Annotated in this window: 20 protein-coding genes; 12 read left to right on the top strand and 8 right to left on the bottom strand. The window is 70.5% G+C overall.

Going from position 1 to position 18,483, the window contains the following annotated elements; all coding sequences use genetic code 11:
- Positions 1-6 precede the first annotated feature (6 nt).
- The gene (locus HZU84_RS14560; RefSeq protein WP_180692975.1) at positions 7-540 is read right to left on the bottom strand and encodes a hypothetical protein; all 534 of its coding nucleotides are present in this window, start codon (positions 538-540) and stop codon (positions 7-9) included.
- A 133-nt stretch (positions 541-673) separates the two neighbouring features.
- On the bottom strand, positions 674-1,636 hold the full coding sequence (gene corA, locus HZU84_RS14565) for a magnesium/cobalt transporter CorA (protein WP_149504808.1): 963 nt from the start codon (positions 1,634-1,636) through the stop codon (positions 674-676).
- Positions 1,637-1,967: 331 nt separating this feature from the next.
- On the opposite strand from corA, the gene hpf reads away from it, so the two are divergent.
- From hpf to hprK, 3 genes are all read left to right on the top strand, one after another.
- Entirely contained in the window at positions 1,968-2,315 is a 348-nt protein-coding gene (gene hpf, locus HZU84_RS14570; RefSeq protein WP_149504807.1) for a ribosome hibernation-promoting factor, HPF/YfiA family, read from the top strand.
- Between the two features lie 303 nt (positions 2,316-2,618).
- Entirely contained in the window at positions 2,619-3,089 is a 471-nt protein-coding gene (locus tag HZU84_RS14575; protein ID WP_037477254.1) for a PTS sugar transporter subunit IIA, read from the top strand.
- Position 3,090: 1 nt separating this feature from the next.
- On the top strand, positions 3,091-4,050 hold the full coding sequence (gene hprK, locus HZU84_RS14580; RefSeq protein ID WP_149504806.1) for an HPr(Ser) kinase/phosphatase: 960 nt from the start codon (positions 3,091-3,093) through the stop codon (positions 4,048-4,050).
- Positions 4,051-4,074: 24 nt separating this feature from the next.
- Here the strand turns inward: hprK and fur are convergent, their stop codons facing one another.
- Positions 4,075-4,506 (bottom strand): ferric iron uptake transcriptional regulator, encoded by a 432-nt coding sequence (fur, locus tag HZU84_RS14585; protein ID WP_149504805.1) that lies wholly within the window; start codon positions 4,504-4,506, stop codon positions 4,075-4,077.
- 225 nt (positions 4,507-4,731) lie between these two features.
- Between fur and HZU84_RS14590 the strand changes: the two genes are divergently transcribed.
- The 9 genes from HZU84_RS14590 to HZU84_RS14630 all read left to right on the top strand — a co-directional run bounded on the left by HZU84_RS14590 (position 4,732) and on the right by HZU84_RS14630 (position 14,804).
- Positions 4,732-5,163, top strand: coding sequence for an outer membrane protein assembly factor BamE (locus HZU84_RS14590; RefSeq protein ID WP_244954352.1), 432 nt, complete (start codon positions 4,732-4,734; stop codon positions 5,161-5,163).
- The gene (gene dapB, locus HZU84_RS14595; protein ID WP_149504803.1) at positions 5,160-5,987 is read left to right on the top strand and encodes a 4-hydroxy-tetrahydrodipicolinate reductase; all 828 of its coding nucleotides are present in this window, start codon (positions 5,160-5,162) and stop codon (positions 5,985-5,987) included. The genes HZU84_RS14590 and dapB overlap by 4 nt, the downstream gene beginning before the upstream one ends.
- A gap of 23 nt (positions 5,988-6,010) precedes the next feature.
- Entirely contained in the window at positions 6,011-6,670 is a 660-nt protein-coding gene (locus HZU84_RS14600; RefSeq protein ID WP_244954351.1) for a MotA/TolQ/ExbB proton channel family protein, read from the top strand.
- Between the two features lies 1 nt (position 6,671).
- The gene (locus HZU84_RS14605; protein WP_149504802.1) at positions 6,672-7,100 is read left to right on the top strand and encodes an ExbD/TolR family protein; all 429 of its coding nucleotides are present in this window, start codon (positions 6,672-6,674) and stop codon (positions 7,098-7,100) included.
- Positions 7,101-7,192: 92 nt separating this feature from the next.
- Positions 7,193-9,967 carry a leucine--tRNA ligase gene (leuS, locus tag HZU84_RS14610; RefSeq protein WP_149504801.1) on the top strand — a complete coding sequence of 925 codons (2,775 nt, stop codon included), beginning with the start codon at positions 7,193-7,195 and terminating at the stop codon, positions 9,965-9,967.
- Positions 9,968-9,974: 7 nt separating this feature from the next.
- Positions 9,975-10,484: an LPS-assembly lipoprotein LptE gene (locus HZU84_RS14615; protein WP_149504800.1), complete on the top strand. Its 510-nt coding sequence runs from the start codon at positions 9,975-9,977 to the stop codon at positions 10,482-10,484.
- Between the two features lie 19 nt (positions 10,485-10,503).
- Positions 10,504-11,649, top strand: coding sequence for a DNA polymerase III subunit delta (holA, locus tag HZU84_RS14620; protein ID WP_149504799.1), 1,146 nt, complete (start codon positions 10,504-10,506; stop codon positions 11,647-11,649).
- A 130-nt stretch (positions 11,650-11,779) separates the two neighbouring features.
- The gene (locus tag HZU84_RS14625; RefSeq protein WP_244954552.1) at positions 11,780-12,355 is read left to right on the top strand and encodes a methylamine utilization protein; all 576 of its coding nucleotides are present in this window, start codon (positions 11,780-11,782) and stop codon (positions 12,353-12,355) included.
- 7 nt (positions 12,356-12,362) lie between these two features.
- The gene (locus HZU84_RS14630) at positions 12,363-14,804 is read left to right on the top strand and encodes a putative bifunctional diguanylate cyclase/phosphodiesterase (RefSeq protein ID WP_149504797.1); all 2,442 of its coding nucleotides are present in this window, start codon (positions 12,363-12,365) and stop codon (positions 14,802-14,804) included.
- 18 nt (positions 14,805-14,822) lie between these two features.
- On the opposite strand, the gene HZU84_RS14635 is transcribed toward HZU84_RS14630, so the two are convergent.
- The 5 genes from HZU84_RS14635 to HZU84_RS14655 are packed head-to-tail and all read right to left on the bottom strand — an operon-like array spanning position 14,823 to position 18,482.
- Positions 14,823-15,731 (bottom strand): 2-hydroxyacid dehydrogenase, encoded by a 909-nt coding sequence (locus HZU84_RS14635; protein ID WP_149504796.1) that lies wholly within the window; start codon positions 15,729-15,731, stop codon positions 14,823-14,825.
- The gene (locus HZU84_RS14640; protein ID WP_149504795.1) at positions 15,728-16,255 is read right to left on the bottom strand and encodes a CinA family protein; all 528 of its coding nucleotides are present in this window, start codon (positions 16,253-16,255) and stop codon (positions 15,728-15,730) included. The genes HZU84_RS14635 and HZU84_RS14640 overlap by 4 nt, the downstream gene beginning before the upstream one ends.
- A gap of 4 nt (positions 16,256-16,259) precedes the next feature.
- A complete protein-coding gene (locus HZU84_RS14645) occupies positions 16,260-16,781 on the bottom strand; it encodes a phosphatidylglycerophosphatase A family protein (RefSeq protein ID WP_149504794.1) in 522 nt (173 codons plus the stop codon).
- A gap of 10 nt (positions 16,782-16,791) precedes the next feature.
- A complete protein-coding gene (gene thiL, locus HZU84_RS14650; RefSeq protein ID WP_149504793.1) occupies positions 16,792-17,790 on the bottom strand; it encodes a thiamine-phosphate kinase in 999 nt (332 codons plus the stop codon).
- A 38-nt stretch (positions 17,791-17,828) separates the two neighbouring features.
- Positions 17,829-18,482 carry a response regulator transcription factor gene (locus tag HZU84_RS14655; RefSeq protein ID WP_149504792.1) on the bottom strand — a complete coding sequence of 218 codons (654 nt, stop codon included), beginning with the start codon at positions 18,480-18,482 and terminating at the stop codon, positions 17,829-17,831.
- Position 18,483 lies beyond the last annotated feature (1 nt).

The following is an 18,483-nucleotide window of genomic DNA, read 5'->3' on the forward strand; positions in this document are numbered from 1 at the left end:
GGTCGGTCAGCGGCCAGGGCCCGAGGGCGCGCCAGCAGCCCCTTTTTCGTCCTCGTCGTCGGTGTCGTCGTCCGGGCTGTCCGGCGCCTGCTGCTGGCCCTCCGACAGGGTGTGCAGCTGGAAGCGGCCGCTGCGGTCGATCAGCCAGATCTCGTCCCAGCGCACCGTGTCCAGTCCGGCCGGGGGGCGGGGATAGGGCTCGGCGGCGCGGATCAGACGCTCGATCCACGGCAGGACCTCGCGGGCGACCGCGGGCTCGCGGGTGATCTCGATGCGGCTGACCCGCCCGTGGGCGTCGATCGTGGTGCGCACGCCGGCGATCGCATGCAGGAAGGGCGGCAGCAGGCCGTCGTGGATCCGCTCGGGGTGATTCAGGTAGATGTGGCGGGCGCCGTCGATCCGGTAGGCTGCCTCGGTGGTGGCCATCGTCGCCAGCGCAGGGCGGGGCGTGCGCGAAGGCGGCGCCGTGTCGAACTGGGCAAGGGCTGGCAGGGTGATGCCGATCAGCAGCCCTGCCAGCCAGCCTTTCTTTCCCCGCAACCGTGACGAGGGCTCGCCCGGGCTTTCGATGGTCTGGCGCCGGCCTCGGTCCGAGGCTGGCGGCGTCAGTCTAGCGGGGGCAGGATGGGCTCTGGCGTGCATAGTGCGCGAAGCGTCGGGGGCGGCGGTGCGCTCAGCGCATCCAGCCCTTGCGGCGGAAATACACCAGCGGTGCGGCGATCGACAGCGCCATCAGGCCGAGCGCCAGCGGATAGCCCCAGCGCGAGCTCAGCTCGGGCATGTGCTGGAAGTTCATGCCGTAGACGCTGGCGATCAGCGTCGGCGGCAGCATCGCCACCGAGGCCACCGAGAAGATCTTGATGATCTTGTTCTGGTTGATGTTGATGAAGCCGACGGTGGCATCCATCAGGAAGTTGATCTTGTCGAAGAGAAACGCGGTGTGGCTGTCGAGCGAGTCGATGTCGCGCATGATCTGGCGTGCCTCCTCGAACTGCTCCGCGTTCAGGAGCCGGCTGCGCATCATGAAGCTGACGGCGCGGCGGGTGTCCATCACGTTGCGGCGGATGCGGCCGTTCAGATCCTCCTGGTGCGCGATGGCCGACAGCGCCTCGGCGGCGGCATGGTCGTCCACCTCCTGCTTGAGCACCCGAGCGCTGACCTTCTCCAGCGCGTCGTAGATGCCCTCCAGCGCATCGGCCGAGTACTCCGCGTCGGCGTCGTAGAGCTTGAGCAGCACATCCTTGGCGTCCTCGATCATCGCCGGGATGCGCCGTGCGCGCAGTCGCAGCAGCCGGAACACCGGCAGATCCTCCGCATGGACCGAGAACAGCACGCCGTCCTTCAGGATGAAGGCCACGCGCACGTTGCGCGGCGTCTCGCCGTCATCGATCAGGAAGTCGGAGCGGATGTGCAGTTCGCCGTTGTCCTCCTCGTAGAAGCGGGCGGACTCCTCGAGGTCGTCGTCGACGATGTCGTCGGGAATCGTCAGGCCGAAGCGCCCCAGGATCCAGCCTTTCTCGATGGGCGTGGGGGCTTCCAGATCGACCCAGACCGGCGACACATGGGCCAGCGCGTCCGGCTGGTCGACCTCTTCCTGGAACAGACGGCCGCTGGCCAGCGTGAAGACGTTGAGCATCGGGAACGGCGCGCGCAGGGGAGTTCAGGGCGAACCGATTATTGCACCGTCGCAGGATGCGGGCCTGAATGAGCGCAAACCCGGAGATTAATCCCGTTCTCGCGGTACCAGCGCAATTCCACACAGTGCCTGCAGGGTGTGATGACCCGGGCTTGTCAGCCTTTCACGAAAGGGTCACACTGAATCCAAGCCAGACATCAAGAGCAAGAAGCAAAGACCTACGGATTCCTTCCGCCTGCGAGAAACCCTCTGCCATCCGCAGTGCTCTCTCCAGGCCGTTTTCCCGACAACGACAGCATCTTCCCACCCCTACCTCTCGAAAGGAGGCCACATGAATCTGACGATCAGCGGTCATCATCTGGAAGTCACCCCGGCTCTACGCGAGTATGTGCTCACCAAGCTCGACCGCGTGACCCGGCACTTCGATCAGGTGGTGGACGTCAACGTGCTGCTCACCGTGGAGAAGAACAAGGAGAAGGAGCGTCGTCAGCGTGCCGAGGTCACGCTGCATGTGAAGGGCCGCGACATCTTTGTTGAGAGTTCGCACGAGGATCTGTATGCCGCGATCGACCAATTGATGGACAAGCTCGACCGACAGGTCGTCCGCCACAAGGACAAACTTCAGAACCACCACCACGTATCGCCGAAGCGAAGCACTGCTTTCACCGAGGCCGTCTGAGGCCTGTTCACCTGCCGCGGCAGGTATAGCGACCCCCGCCGGGTCGCACGGAAGACGGCCCCTCGAAGGGGCCGTCGCCACTTCTGCGGTCGACCTGAAAAGCGAAATCTGCTCATTTGGCCGATCCTTGTGGCCTTCTGACTGTCCTCTGACTGCGTCCGCGATACAACATGACGCCCTTGGTCCTGCATCTGCCCCGTCGGGGTGCGCGCAAGCTGTGCGGCACTTCCTATAATCGGTCCCCCGAACACACCTGACTGCGCGTTTGCGACGGCCTCCAGCCCGAGTCGGCGCCTGATCCCGATGAACCGTCTCGCCGCGATCCTTCCCGCCGGCAATGTGCTGGTCAACGTGGACGCTTCCAGCAAGAAGCGCGCGTTCGAGCAGGCGGGCCTGCTCTTCGAGAACCAGCAGGCCATTGCCAGGGCCACCGTCTCCGACAACCTGTTCGCGCGCGAACGGCTCGGCTCCACCGGGCTTGGCCATGGCGTCGCGATCCCTCACGGTCGCATCAAGGGGCTGAAGAATCCGCTGGCGGCCGTGATCCGTCTGGCGCAGCCGATCGGCTTCGAGGCGCCTGACGACGAGCCGGTCAGCCTGCTGATCTTCCTTCTGGTGCCCGAGGCCGCGACACAGCGCCATCTCGAGATCCTGTCCGAGATTGCCGAACTGCTGTCCGACCGGGACCTGCGCGAGCGCCTGAAGACCGAAGAGGATCCGGCGCGGCTGCATGAGCTGATTTCCCGCTGGGAGCCGATGCGCTCGGTGGCCTGAGTTGAAACCGACCGTCATCAGCGCCGAGGCGCTGTTCGATGCGCATCGCTCCTCGCTGAAGTGGGAGTGGATCGCTGGTCATGCGCATCCTGAGCGCCGTTTCGACGAGGTCGCCGTCCGCGACGCCCAGTCCGCGGCCGACCTGGTCGGCTATCTGAACTACATCCATCCCTACCGGGTGCAGATCGTCGGCCGTCGCGAGGTCGCCTACCTGCAGGAGTCGGACAGCGAGACGCAGGAGCGGCGCATCTCGCGCATCGTGGCGCTCGAGCCGCCGGTGCTGGTGGTGGCCGATGGCTGCACCCCGCCTGACCGCCTGGTGGCGATGTGCGAGCGTGCCGACATTCCGCTGTTCTGCACCCAGGATTCGGCCGGCCATGTCATCGACGTGCTGCGCGGCTTTCTCGGCCAGCACTTCGCCGAGCGCACCTCGCGGCATGGCGTCTTCATGGACATTCTCGGCCTGGGCGTGCTGCTGACCGGCGAGTCCGGCCTGGGCAAGAGCGAGCTGGGGCTGGAGCTGATCTCGCGCGGTCACGGCCTGGTGGCCGATGATGTGGTCGACCTGTTCCGCGTCTCGCAGTCGGCGATCGAGGGGCGCTGCCCGGAGCTGCTGCGCGACCTGCTCGAGGTGCGCGGCATCGGCCTGCTCGACATCAAGGCGATCTTCGGCGAGACCGCAGTGCGCCGGAAGATGCGGCTGAAGCTGATCGTGCACCTGGTGCGCAAGGAGACGCTCGAGCGCGACTTCGAGCGCCTGCCCTACGAGCCGCTGCACGAGACGGTGCTGGGTGTGCCGGTGCGCAAGGCGGTGATCGCGGTCGATGCCGGGCGCAACCTGGCGGTGCTGGTCGAGGCTGCGGTGCGCAACACGGTGCTGCAGCTGCGCGGCATCGACACCTACAAGGAATTCATCAAGCGCCACCGCGAGCTGATGGAGCGCGGCGACCAGGGGCTCTGAACCCCGGATCGCACACTGCGCGCATCACTTGATGCTGCGGTGCGGACAGGCGTCCTTGGTGCAGTGCGCGTACAGCGCCAGCGTGTGCTCCTGCAGCGTGAAGCCGCGCTCCTGGGCGACCATGCGCTGGCGCGACTCGATCTGCGGATCGAAGAATTCCTCGACATGGCCGCAGTCCAGGCAGACCAGATGGTCGTGGTGCTGCCCCTCGTTGAGCTCGAAGACCGACTTGCCGCTCTCGAAGTGGTTGCGGCTCAGGATGCCGGCCTGCTCGAACTGCATCAGCACCCGGTACACGGTGGCCAGGCCGATGTCCGAGCCTTCGCTGAGCAGGATCTTGAAGACATCCTCGGCTGTCATGTGGCGCTGCTGGGCGCGCTGGAAGATGTCGAGGATCTTGATGCGCGGCAGGGTGGCCTTCAGGCCCGAGCTCTTGAGTTCTTCCGCGTTGGTCATGGGGTCGCCTGTGTCGTGCAGGCCTCGGTGGCCTCGCTAGAATCCCCAGATCATATCGGGATGCGCCTATCCCGTCTCTCGTCGCTCTCCTCCACCCAAAACGACATGGCTGCTCTGTCCCGCCTTTTTCGACCCGCCCTGGCCGTCGTGGTGCTTGCCGCGGGAGCGGGGTGTTCGACCATCTCGTCCGACGGTCGCCTGCTCGGTCTGGTCACACCCTACCGGATGGAAGTCGTCCAGGGCAATGTGGTCACCCGGGAAATGGTCGCGCAGCTGCGCCCCGGGCTGAGCCGCGACCAGGTGCGGCAGCTGCTCGGCTCGCCGCTGCTGACCGATGTCTTCCACGGCGACCGCTGGGACTATGTCTTCACGATCCGCCGCCAGGGGACCGAGCCGCAGCAGCGCCGGGTGACGGTCTTCTTCGACGGCGACCGGCTGAACCGCTTCGATGCCGGCGAGGCGCCGAGCGAGCGCGAGTTCGTCGACTCGATCAACGTCTCCCCGCCGAAGCCGCGCCGCACGCCGCTGGAGCTCGACGAGCAGCAGCTGCGCGCGATCGCGCCCCCGAAACCCACGCGCGCCGCCGCGCTGGTGCCGGGCACCGCCGCCAGCGGGCCCGCCCGTTCCTATCCTCCGCTCGAGACCGTTTCCCGATGAACGCTTCCGCTTCTTCCGCCGACGCCCGCCTGCGCGTCGCCATTGCCGGCTGCACCGGCCGCATGGGCCACATGCTGATCGAGGCGGTGCTGGCCTCCGACGACTGCGTGCTCGCCGGCGCGCTCGACCGCGAGGGCAGCCCGGCCGTCGGCCAGGACGCCACCGCCTTCCTGGGCAGGCTCAGCGGCGTGAAGATCGCCTCCGACCTGCGCGAGGGTCTGAAGAACGCCGACTGCCTGATCGATTTCACCCGCCCCGAAGGCACGATGGCGCATCTGGCGGTCTGCCGCGAGCTGGGCGTCAAGCTGGTGATCGGCACGACCGGCTTCAGCGGCGAGGAGAAGGCCGAGATCGGCGCGGCCGCGAAGGACATCGCGATCGTGATGGCGCCGAACATGAGCGTCGGCGTCAATGTCGTGCTGCGCCTGCTCGACACCGCGGCGCGGGCGCTGAAGGAAGGCTACGACATCGAGATCGTCGAGGCCCATCATCGCCACAAGGTCGACGCGCCCAGCGGCACCGCGCTGAAGATGGGCGAGGTGGTGGCCGCCGCGATCGGCCGCGACCTGAAGGAGTGCGCGGTCTACGGCCGCGAAGGCGTCACCGGCGAGCGCGATCCCAGCACCATCGGCTTTGCCACCGTGCGCGGCGGCGATGTGGTCGGCGACCACACCGTGATGTTCATGGGCACCGGCGAGCGCATCGAGATCACCCACAAGTCCAGCAGCCGCGCCACCTACGCCCAGGGCAGCCTGCGTGCGGTGCGCTTCCTGGCCGGTCGGGCCAGCGGCCTGTACGGCATGGACGACGTGCTCGGCTTCTGAGCCGGCGCCACGGACCTCGACGCGTGAACACGCTCGCTCAGATCTGGTCGGCGGGCGACGCCGTGTCGCGGGCGGTGGCGCTGCTGCTGCTGGCGATGTCGGTGTCGGCCTGGGTGGTGATCCTGTGGAAGGCCTGGGTGCTGACGCGGGTCCGTGCCGATCTGGCCCGCGCGGTGCCGGCCTTCTGGGCCGCGCCCGATCTGCAGGCCGGACGCGAGCGCCTGGCCACGCTCGACCGCGAGCGGGTGCTGCTGCCCGCGCTCGAGGCCGCCTTGCAGCGCCCCGAGGCCGGCACGCTCGACGCCGGCAGCGAGGACGAATCGCGCCTGACCCGCCGGCTGCGCGACGCGCTGCACCGGGCGCTGGCACAGCTGCAGTCGGGCCAGGTGCTGCTGGCCTCGGTGGGCAGCACCGCGCCCTTCGTCGGCCTGTTCGGCACGGTCTGGGGCATCTACCACGCGCTGGTGGGCCTGTCCGCGGGCGGCTCGATCAGTCTGGACAGGGTGACCGGCCCGGTCGGCGAGGCGCTGATCATGACCGCCGCCGGCCTGGCGGTGGCGATTCCGGCGGTGCTGGCCTACAACCTGTTCGGCAAGCAGGTTGCCTCGTGCGAGGCCGATCTGGAGGGCTGGGCGCACGACCTGCGCGAGATGGCGCTGCAGCGCGCCCGCCGGGAGGCCTGAGATGGCTTTCGGCCGCCTCGAGCGCCGCAGGGCCGATGCGCCGATCAGCGACATCAACATGACGCCGCTGATCGACGTGATGCTGGTGCTGCTGGTGATCTTCATGATCACCGCGCCGCTGATGACCTCCAGCCTGAAGCTGGAACTGCCCCAGGCCGAGGGCGCGCAGCCCACCGAGCAGGCGCCCGAGGCGATCCGGCTGTCGCTGCAGGCCAATGGCGCGCTCTACTGGGGCGAAGAGCGTCTGGAGGCCGACGCCTTCGAGCGCCGGCTGACCGAGGCGGGCCGTCGGCCCGGCGAGCGGCCCGAGGTGATGCTGCGCGCCGACCAGTCGGTGGCCTATGGCCGGGTGGCCGAGCTGATCGGCCAGCTGCAGCAGGCCGGGCTGAACCGGATCGCCTTCGTGACCGAGCGCGCGGGCGCGCGATAATCCCCGGATTCCTCGCCGAGCCGCTGGCCGGACTGCTTGTCCGGCGGGCACGGCGCCGCGGCCCTTTTGCCGCCCCGAGTCCTCCCGCGCCCATGAGCCTCCAAGACCGCTACGATCCCGCCGCCGTCGAAGCCGCCGCCCAGTCCGCCTGGACCGCCGCCGACGCCTACCGCGTCACTGAAGACGCGAGCCGCCCCAAGTTCTACGCCTGCTCGATGCTGCCGTACCCGAGCGGCAAGCTGCACATGGGCCATGTGCGCAACTACACCATCAACGACATGCTGGCGCGCCAGCTGCGCATGCGCGGCTTCAACGTGCTGATGCCGATGGGCTGGGACGCCTTCGGCCTGCCGGCCGAGAACGCAGCGCTGAAGAACGCCGTGCCGCCCGAGAAGTGGACGCGCGAGAACATCGCCTACATGAAGGGCCAGATGCAGGCGATGGGTCTGGCGATCGACTGGTCGCGCGAGGTCGCCACCTGCGACCCCGAGTACTACAAGTGGAACCAGTGGCTGTTCCTGAAGATGCTGGAGGCCGGCATCGCCGAGCGCCGCACCCAGACCGTCAACTGGGATCCGGTCGACCAGACCGTGCTGGCCAACGAGCAGGTCATCGACGGCCGCGGCTGGCGCTCGGGCGCGCTGGTCGAGAAGCGCGAGATCCCCGGCTACTACCTGAACATCGTCAAGTACGCCGACGAGCTGCTGGGTGCGGTGGCTGATCCGCAGGACCCGAACTACCTGTCGGGCTGGCCCGAGCGCGTGCGCCTGATGCAGGAGAACTGGATCGGCAAGAGCGCCGGCGTGCGCTTCGCCTTCCCGCACGAGATCCGGGGCGCTGACGGCGCGCTGATCCAGGACGGCAAGCTGTTCGTGTTCACGACGCGCGCCGACACGATCATGGGCGTGACCTTCTGCGCCGTCGCGCCCGAGCACCCGCTGGCCGCGCACGCCGCGGCGACGAACCCGGCGCTGGCCGCCTTCATCGCCGAATGCGCCCAGGGCGGCACGACCGAAGCCGAGCTGGCCACGCAGGAAAAGAAGGGGATGGCGACGGGCCTGTTCGTCACGCACCCGCTGACCGGCGCGCAGGTCGATGTCTGGGTTGGCAACTACGTGCTGATGAGCTATGGCGACGGCGCGGTGATGGGCGTGCCGGCGCATGACGAGCGCGACTTCGCGTTCGCGAAGAAGTACGGCATCGAGATCAAGCCTGTGGTGATGCCCAGTGGTTGGGAGCTCATCGATCCGGCTCAGGTGGCTGCGGTGTCCCAGCAGATTGAAAAAGCAGGCGGTATAGCGCGCGAGGTGTCCATCCGGCCTAGCAACGGCAAATCTTGGATGCTGAGTTGGCATCGATGGGAAGAGCCGTTCGGTCTTCATGGAACGGTCTTTGGCACAAATTCCGAACTGGATGGACTGACCAGTGCTGAGGCTGTTGATCGTGTCGCCGAACTCGTCGGCGCCAAGGGCCTGGGCGAGAAGAAGATCACCTGGCGCCTGCGTGACTGGGGCATCAGCCGCCAGCGCTACTGGGGCACGCCGATCCCGATCATCCACTGCGAGAGCTGCGGCCCGGTGCCGGTCCCCGAGAAGGACCTGCCGGTGGTGCTGCCGATCGACTGCGTGCCGGACGGCTCGGGCAATCCGCTGAAGAAACGCACCGACTTCCTGAACGTCGCCTGCCCCTGCTGCGGCCAGCCCGCGCAGCGCGAGACGGACACGATGGACACCTTCGTGGACTCGTCGTGGTACTTCATGCGCTACTGCGACGCGCGCAACGACCAGCGAATGGTGGCCGAGGGCACCGACTACTGGATGCCGATGGACCAGTACATCGGCGGCATCGAGCACGCGATCCTGCACCTGCTCTACGCGCGCTTCTGGACCAAGGTCATGCGTGACCTGGGCCTGGTGAAGGTCAACGAGCCCTTCACCAAGCTGCTGACGCAGGGCATGGTGCTCAACCACATCTACTCGCGCCGCACCGAGAAGGGCGGCATCGAGTACTTCTGGCCGCACGAGGTCGAGAACGTGCTGGATGCCGGCGGCAAGGTGGTCGGCGCCAAGCTGAAGGAAGCCAAGGGCGACCTGCCTGCCGGCACCGCGATCGACTACCAGGGCGTGGGCACCATGTCCAAGTCGAAGAACAACGGCGTCGATCCGCAGGAGCTGATCAACCGCTACGGCGCCGACACCGCGCGCCTGTTCGTGATGTTCGCGGCGCCTCCGGAGCAGACGCTGGAGTGGAACGAGTCGGCCGTCGAGGGCGCGCACCGCTTCATCAAGCGCATCTGGGCCTTCGCGTTCAAGAACGAGACGGTGCTGACCGGCGCGCCGGCCGAGGTGCCGGGCGAACTGTCCGCCGAGGCCAAGGCGCTGCGCCGCGAGGTCCATCTGGTGCTGCGCCAGGTGAGCCACGACTTCGAGCGCATGCAGTACAACACCGTCGTCTCCGGCGGCATGAAGCTGCTCAACGCGCTGGAAGGCTACAGGCACGACGGCAGCGCCGGCTCCGCCGCGGTGCTGCGCGAGGGCTTCTCGGTGCTGCTGCGCGCGCTCTATCCGGCCTGCCCGCACATCACCTGGAAGCTCTGGGCCGACCTGGGCTACGCCGCCGCGCAGGGCGACCTGCTCGATACCGCCTGGCCGGCGGTGGTCGAGGCCGCGCTGGTGCAGGACGAGATCGAGCTGGTGCTGCAGGTCAACGGCAAGACGCGCGGCGCCATCAAGGTGCCGGCCGGCGCCGACAAGGCCACGATCGAGGCCACCGCCGCCGCCAGCCCCGAGGTCGAGAAGTTCTCGGAAGGCCGCACGCCGAAGAAGATCATCGTCGTGCCGGGCCGCCTGGTGAACGTGGTGGTCTGAGGCCGTGATGCTTCGCCGCCCGTCACGCCGCCGTCTGCTGGGGGCCGCCGCGCTGGCCACGACGCTGCTGGCGGGCTGCGGCTTCCAGCTGCGCCGCCCGCCGGAGCTGGCCTGGAAGCGCATCTTCCTGTCGGGCTTTTCTGAAGACTCGGCGCTGGCCGACGAGCTGCGCCGCCAGCTGCGCGCCAGCCCCGGCGTGACGGTGGCCGACACGCCGGCCGAGGCCGACCTGATCGTCGAGTCGCTGCAGGACAGCAGCGAGCATCTGGTGGCCGCCACCACCTCGACCTCGCAGATCTCGGAGATGACGCTGCGCGCACGGCTGCGCTTCCGGGTGCGCACGCCGGCCGGGCGCGAGCTGATCGCCCCGACCGAGCTGGCCCAGACCCGCGACATGAGCTACAGCGAGCGCAGCGCACTGGCCAAGCAGCACGAGGCCGCGCTGCTGTTCCGCTCGATGCACGCCGACCTGGCGATGCAGGTGCTGCGCCGGCTGGCGGCGCTCGGGCCGGCCTGAGCCGGGGCAGGGCACACCGATGCAGATCCGCGCCGAGCAGCTCGCCGCCGCCCTGGCCAAGGGCCTGCGCCCGCTCTATGTCATCCACGGCGACGAGCCGCTGCTGGCGCAGGAGGCGGCCGACGCGGTGCGCGCCGCCGCGCGTGCGGCCGGCTGCAGCGAGCGCACGGTGCACACCGTCGCCGGCGGTCATTTCGACTGGGCCGGTCTGCTGGGCGACGCCGGCGCGCTGAGCCTGTTCGCCGAGCGCCGGCTGATCGAGATCCGCATTCCCTCCGGCAAGCCGGGCAAGGACGGCTCCGAGGCGCTGCAGCGCTATGTCGAGCAGATCGGCGACGACGACATCACGCTGGTGCTGCTGCCGCGCCTGGACCGCACCCAGCTCGGCAGCGCCTGGTTCGGCGCGCTCGACGGCGCCGGGCTGGCGGTGCGGGTCGATCCGGTCGAGCGCCGCGCGCTGCCGGTCTGGATCGCGCAGCGCCTGGCGCAGCACGGTCTGCGCGTCGAGGACGGCGAGGCCGGCCAGCAGGCGCTGGCCTTCTTCGCCGACCGGGTCGAGGGCAATCTGCTGGCGGCCCATCAGGAGATCGCCAAGCTGGCGCTGCTGCACGCGCCGGCCGATCCGCGCGGCGCGCCCGCGGTGCTGGCGCGCGAGCAGATCGAGGCGGCGGTGCTCGATGTCGCGCGCTACGACGTCTTCCGCCTCGGCGAGGCGGTGCTCGCGGGCGATGCGGCGCGTGCGCTGCGCATGCTCGACGGCCTGCAGGCCGAGGGCGAGGCGGCGGTGCTGGTGCACTGGACGCTGGCCGACGACCTGCGCGGCCTGCAGCGGGTGCACGCGGCCGTGCGCCAGGGCCGGCCGCTGCCGATGGCGCTGCGCGAGGCGCGGGTCTGGGGCCTGAAGGAAAAGCTCTTCGAGCGGGTGCTGCCCCGGCTGGAGGCAGCCGAGCTGGCCGCGCTGGTCGATGCGGCCCATGTCTGCGATGGCATCGTCAAGGGCCTGCGCGACCCGCGCTGGCCGGACGACCCGTGGGCGGCGCTGCAGCAGCTGGTGCTGATGACGCTGGCCGCGGTGGCGCCCCGTGCCGGGGTGCCGGCGCTGGTGACGGCACCGGCACCAGCGGGGCGCTCCCCGCGCCAACAGTCAATAGCCAAACGCCAATAGCGGCTGCTTCGGCGCGGTTTTTCGGCGGCTGGACACCGCCGCCATCGGGGATGCTCGGCTTCTGCCCGCGCCATGCGCGCCGCTTGCCGCCCCTGTCATGCGTCTGTCCGTTCATCCTGTCGTCTTGTCGATGCTTCTGCCCTGCCTGCTGGCGGGCGCAGCGCAGGCCGCGCCGCTGACGGTCAGCGTGGCCGACGCCAGTGGCCGGCCGCTGGCCGGCGCAGTGGTGGCGGTCGAGATCGGGGGCGCGGCCCGCACCGCCGCGGCCGGCACGCGCGCCGAGGTGGTGCAGCGCCAGCGCAACTTCGATCCGGGTGTGCTGGTGGTACAGACCGGCACGCTGGTGGACTTTCCCAACCAGGACACGGTGCGCCACCATGTCTATTCCTTCTCGCCGATCAAGACCTTCGAGATCAAGCTCTATGCGGGCCGACCGGCTGCGCCGGTGCTGTTCGATCGGGCCGGCGTGATCACGCTGGGCTGCAACATTCACGACCAGATGATCGCCCATGTGGTGGTGGTCGACACCCCGCTGTTCGGCCGCACCGATGCGGCCGGCCGGCTGGTGCTGGAGGTGCCAGCGGGCGAACACCGTCTGAAGGCCTGGCATCCCGACATGCGCGAGGGGCTGGACCTGCAGGCACAGCCGCTGCGCGTCGGCACCTCGCCCGTGGCGGCCGCCGTGCGGCTGCCGGTCCAGCCCTGAGGCCGCGATGCGCCGGATGCTCGGTCGGCCGAATCGCTCGCTGGCGCTCTACATCGCGCTGCCCTTTGTCGCGATGGTGCTGCTGTGGCAGGCGGTGGGCCTGTGGCTGGCCCATGACGCGATCGACCGCAGCGCCACCCGCGCCATCGAGACCGAGCTGCTGACCGGCCGGCGCATCTTCGAGCAGCTGCTGGCGCAGCGTGCCGAGCGGCTCGGCGAGGCCGCCCGGCTGCTGTCGAGCGACTACGGCTTTCGCTCCGCGATCGCCAGCGGCGACACCTCGACGCTGCAGGATGCCCTGCTCAACCAGGGCCAGCGCATCGGCGCGGCGCTGGCGCTGTATGCCGATCCGGACTGGCGTGCGGTGGCCACCACCCCGCTGGATGCCGCCGAGATCGCGCCGCTGCTGGCCGAGGCCCGGGCGCTGCAGCAGGTCCGCAGCGATGCCGCCGGCGCGGGTGAGGCGATGCAGGTGCCCGGGTTGGTCATGGTCGGCGGCCGGCCCTACCAGATCGTCGCGGTGCCGGTGCGCGCGCCCCGGCTGATCGGCTGGGTGCTGATGGGCTTCAGCCTCGACCGGGCCCTGCTGGATCGCATGGGCGAGATCACCGGGCTGCGGGTGGCGCTGGCGCTCGATCGTCCGGGCGCTTCCCAGGTGATCGCCAGCACGATCGATGCGCCGCTGCCGGCCGCGCCGCTCCAGGATGTGCGCTGCGACCTGCTGCTGCAGCTGCATGGCGAGGACTGGCAGGCCTGCGACTTCCGCATCCGGCTGGCCTCGGCCCGTGCCGATGCGCCGGCCGACAGCCAGACGCTGCATGTGGTGCTGGCCCGCGCGATCGCGCCGGCACTGCTGCCCTTCCGTGATCTGCAGCGCCAGCAGATCCAGCTGGCCGCGGTTGCACTGGTGCTGCTGGCACTGGGCAGCCTGGCGCTGGCGCGACGCTTCAGCGCGCCGATCCTGACGCTGCGCCGGGCGGCCGAACGCCTGGGCGCCGGCGAGATCGACACGCCGGTCGCGCTGCCTGAGCCGGCCCGCACGCCGCAGGACCTGCTGCGCCTGGCGGCCTCCTTCGAGGCGATGCGCCAGGCGGTGCAGCAGCGCGAGCAGCACATCGGCCGGCTGGCCTACTGGGACACGCTGACCGGCCTGCCCAACCGGGCCCAGTTCGTCGGGCGGCTGGGCGCGCTGCTGGCTACGGCCGATGCCCGGCGGCCGCTGGCGGTGCTGATGCTCGACCTGGACCGTTTCAAGCATGTCAACGACGGCCTGGGCCATGGCTTCGGCGACCGCATGCTGTGCGAGGTGGCGCGCCGGCTCGAGCCGGCGGCGCAGGCCGCCGGCGGGCTGCTGGCGCGGCTGGGTGGCGACGAGTTCGGGCTGATGCTGCCGCAGGCCGATGCGGCGCGCGCTTGCGAGGTGGCGCGTGCGGTGCTGGCGACGCTGCAGCAGCCGCTGCGCATCGACGAACAGATGGTCGACTGCTCGGCCGGACTGGGCATCGTGCTGGCGCCCGAGCACGGCACCGAACCCGAGGCCCTGCTCGGCCAGGTCGAGGTGGCGATGTACGAGGCCAAGCGCCGGCTGGCCGGCGTGCTGGTCTACCAGCCGTCGATGGACAGCCGCAGCAGCGTCTCGCTGTCGCTGCTCAGCGAGCTGCGCCGGGCGGTGCTCGGCAACGAGCTGCGCCTGTTCCTGCAGCCCAAGGTCGGGCTGAAGAGCGGCCGGGTGCTGGGCGCGGAGGCGCTGGTGCGCTGGGTCGATCCGGCGCGCGGCATGGTGCCGCCGATGCAGTTCATTCCGTTTGCCGAGCAGACCGGCTTCATCCGCGAGATCACCCGCTGGATGCTGGCCACCGGCGTGCGCGAGATGGCGCGCTGGGCCGAGCGGGGCCAGCCGCTCAAGCTCAGCATCAATCTCTCGACCCGCGACCTGCTCGATGTCGATCTGGTCGAGCGGGTCGACAGCCTGCTGCGCCGGCATGACGTGCCGGCCGGCCGGCTGTGCCTGGAGATCACCGAGAGCGCGATCATGGACGACCCCACCCGCGCGCTGCAGACGCTGCAGCGCCTGAGCGAGCTGGGCGTGCAGCTGTCGATCGACGACTTCGGCACCGGCTATTCCTCGCTGGCCTACCTGAAGCGGCTGCCGGTCGACGAGCTCAAGATCGACCGCAGCTTCGTGATGGGCATGGAGCGCGATCTGGACGATGTGCGCATCGTGCGCTCGACCATCGGCCTGGCGCACACGCTGGGGCTGACGGTGGTGGCCGAGGGCGTCGAGAACCCGAAGCTGATGGCCATGCTCGAGCATCTCGGCTGCGACGAGGCCCAGGGCTACGGCATCGCCCGGCCGATGCCGATCGACGACTGGCTGCCGTGGGTCGAGCGCTGGCAGGCGCCCCAGACCGGCGCGGTCAAGCTCGACACCGACTTCCAGCTGCTTTGACCGCAGCGAGCGCGGCGCTCAGTAGCCGCGGCTGCGCTCGACCTGGTTCGGCACCGTGCGGCCCTCGCGCCAGGCGCGGATGCCCGCGGCGGCGATGCGTGCGGCGCTGCGCGGATCGGTCTGCGCCGCGGCGTGCGGCAGCAGCGTGACCGCCGGATGGCGCCAGAAGCGGTGCGTCGGCGGCAGCGGTTCCTGGTGGAAGACATCCAGCACCGCATGCGCGATCTGCCCGGCGTCGAGCGCCGCGAGCAGGTCGGCCTCGACCAGATGCGCGCCGCGCGCCAGGTTGACCAGGCTGGCGCGTGCCGGCAGCCGCGCCAGGAAGGCCGCGTCGATCAGGCCGCGGGTGTCGGCGGTCAGCGGCAGCAGGTTGATGACGATGCGGCAGTCAGCCAGCACCGGCTCGAGCGGCTCGCCCCGGCGCCAGCCGGCGGCGCGGTAGCCGCGCTGGCGCAGCGCGTGCATCACCGTGCCGCCCATCTGGCCCTGGCCGAGCACGGCGACCTTGATCTCGTCGGCGCGCAGCTGGGGCAGCGCCTGCCAGACGCCTGCGCGCTGCTGGCGGGCGTACAGATGGAAATGGCGGTGCAGGGTCAGCACCGCCCACAGCGCGGTCTCGGCCATCGCGGTGTTCATCGCCGGATCGACCATGCGCGCCAGCGGCACCTCGGCCGGCAGCGTCGGGTCGGCCAGCAGCCGGTCGACGCCGGCCCACAGCGACTGGATCAGCCCGAGCCGCGGCAGCCCGGCCAGCAGCCCCGGCGGCGGATTGGCGACGATGGCCACATCGATGTCCTCGCGCAGCGCGGGCTGCGCGGCCAGGTCCTGCGGCAGCAGCAGCCGCTCGCCCGGCAGCGCCGCCTGCAGCGCGGGCCGCCAGGCGGCCCAGTCGGCGGCGTCGAAGTCGCAGGCCAGCAGGACGCTCATCGCAGCGCGTCCAGCAGCACGGTCAGCGCGTGGTCGCGGGTCTGGCGGCGCACGCTGGCACGGTCGCCGTCGAAGCGGCGCACCTCGGTCCAGCTGCGTCCGGGCAGCGTCCAGCCGAACCAGACCGTGCCCACCGGCTTGGCCGCGCTGCCGCCGCCGGGCCCGGCGATGCCGGTGACCGCCAGCGTGCACTGCACCGGCGCGTGGCGCGCCGCGCCCTCGGCCATCGCGCGCGCCACCGGTTCGCTGACCGCGCCGTGCGCCTCGATCAGCGCGGCCGGCACGCCCAGCAGCTCGGTCTTGGCGGCGTTGCTGTAGGTGACGAAGCCGCGCTCGAACCAGTCGCTCGAGCCGGCCAGATCGGTGCAGGCCGCGGCGATCAGGCCGCCGGTGCAGCTCTCGGCGCTGGCCAGGCGCCAGCCGCGGCCGCGCAGCGCGGCCGCCAGCGCGTCCAGGTCCGCATGCGGGTCCGGATGAGGGGCCTGGGGCAGGGCGGAGGAGGCGGAGGAAGAGGAGTCGGTCATCACATCATCCCGCGAGTTGGCCGTGCAGCAGCCGGGCGAAGGTGATCGCGGTGGCGATCACGAACAGGGTGCAGCCGGCGGCGACCAGATCGTCGAACAGGATGCCGAAGCCGCCGCGCCAGCCGCCGCCCTTGAAGCGGCGGTCGGCCCAGCGCACCGGGCCGGGCTTGGCTGCATCGAAATAGCGGAACAGCCCGAAGGCGACGAGCTGCATCACCGGCGTGGCCGGCGTCAGCACCCACAGCACCAGCCAGAAGGCCAGCACCTCGTCCCAGACGATGAAGCCGGGATCGTCGATGCCGGCATGGCGGGCGGTCAGCGTGCAGGCCCACCAGCCCAGCGGCAGGCCGGCCAGCAGCGTCCAGCCCCAGGCGGTGGCGTCGAGCCAGTTCGACAGCAGCACGAAGCCGATCCAGGCCCACAGCGTGCCGACCGTGCCGGGCGCGATGCGGCTCAGTCCGCTGCCCGCTCCCAGCGCGATGAAGTGCGCCGGATGCGCGATCAGGAAACGCAGATCGATGCTCATCGGCTTGGGATCACCGGCTGAGGAAATGGTCGAAGGAGGCCCAGGCGGTGGCCAGCGGCCGGCCGTCGGCGTCGACCACCTCGAGCGGCGTGCCCGCCGCGCCGAGCGCTCCGATGCGGGTCACGCCGCAGCCGGCGCGCGCCGCCAGCGCGGACACGGTGTCGCGGTCGGCCGGGTCGGCGCTGAACAGCAGCTCGTAGTCGTCGCCGCCGGCGAGCAGGCATTCGAGCTGCAGCGCCTCGTGCTGGCGCAGGATCGCCGCGCTGCGCGGCAGCGCTGCCGCCTCGATGCGCGCGCCCAGGCCGCCGGAGCGGCGCAGCACATGGCCGAGATCGCCCAGCAGGCCGTCGGAGACATCGATCGCGCTGCGCGCCACGCCGCGCAGCGCCAGCCCGAGCGCCACCCGCGGCTGCGGGCATTCCATCGCCAGGCGCAGCCGGTCGAGGTCGAGCCCCTCGGTGCGCACGCCCGGCGTGCCGCGGAAGATCTCCAGCATCAGCCGCGCCTCGCCGAGCCAGCCGGGCTCGTCCGGCGTGGCCGGGTGGCTGATCCACAGGTCGTCGCCGGCCCGCGCGCCGCTGCGCAGCAGCGCGTCGCCCGCGGGCACCTCGCCGAACACGGTGATGCACAGGTTCAGCGGCCCGGCGGTGGTGTCGCCGCCGACCAGCTCGATGTCGTGGCGGTCGGCCAGCGCGTGCAGCCCCGAGGCCAGCGTGGCCAGCCAGGCCTCGTCGGCGCGCGGCAGCGACAGCGCCAGCGTGTAGGCCAGCGGCCGCGCGCCGCAGGCCGCCAGGTCCGACAGATTGACCGCCAGCGCCTTGTGGCCGAGCCGCTCGGGCGCGACGGTGGACAGGAAATGTCGCCCCTCCACCAGCATGTCGCTGGAGACGGCCAGCTGCATGCCGGCGGCCGGCGCGATCAGGGCGCAGTCGTCACCCACGCCAAGCGGGCTGCGCCGCACCGGGCGGGTGAAGTGACGGGCGATGAGGTCGAATTCTCCGAGGGCCATGCGCGCATTCTCGCCGCTGTCGCGCGGCGAGGCGTCGTTCAGTCCAGGCCGGCGCCGCGCAGCAGGTTGGCCAGCTCGACCGCCGACTTCACGTCCATCTTGTCGAAGACCCGCGCGCGGTGGACCTCGACGGTGCGCACGCTGATGTCGAGCTCGTCGGCGATCTGCTTGTTGGCCCGGCCGGCGATGACCAGGCGCATCACCTCCTGCTCGCGCTCGGTCAGCTCGCAGAGGTGGCGGCGCAGGCCCTCGCGCTCGTGGCGCTGCGCCAGCGCCTCGGCGCTGCGCGCCAGCGCCTCGACCACCCGGTCGACCAGCGCGTTGTCCGAGAAGGGCTTCTCGACGAAGTCGAAGGCGCCACGCTTGACCGCCATCACCGCGGTGGCCACGTCGGCGTGTCCGGTCAGGAAGATCACCGGCATCAGGCCGAGCCAGCCGTTCTCGATCAGGCGCTCGAACAGCGCCATGCCGTTCATGCCGGGCATGCGCATGTCCAGCAGCAGGCAGGCGGGCGAGTCGGGCCTCACGTCGCCGCGTTCGGCCGCGGCCCAGAAGTCGTCGGCCGAGGCGAAGGCCCGCGGCAGCAGCCGGCGCGAGCGCAGCAGCCACGACAGGGCATCGCGCAGCACCTCCTCGTCATCGACGACGAAGACGGTGCCGCTGGTGTGCTGGACGCGTGCGCTTTGGGTCATG

It is taken from the genome of Sphaerotilus sulfidivorans, from assembly GCF_013426975.1.
GTDB lineage: Bacteria > Pseudomonadota > Gammaproteobacteria > Burkholderiales > Burkholderiaceae_C > Sphaerotilus > Sphaerotilus sulfidivorans.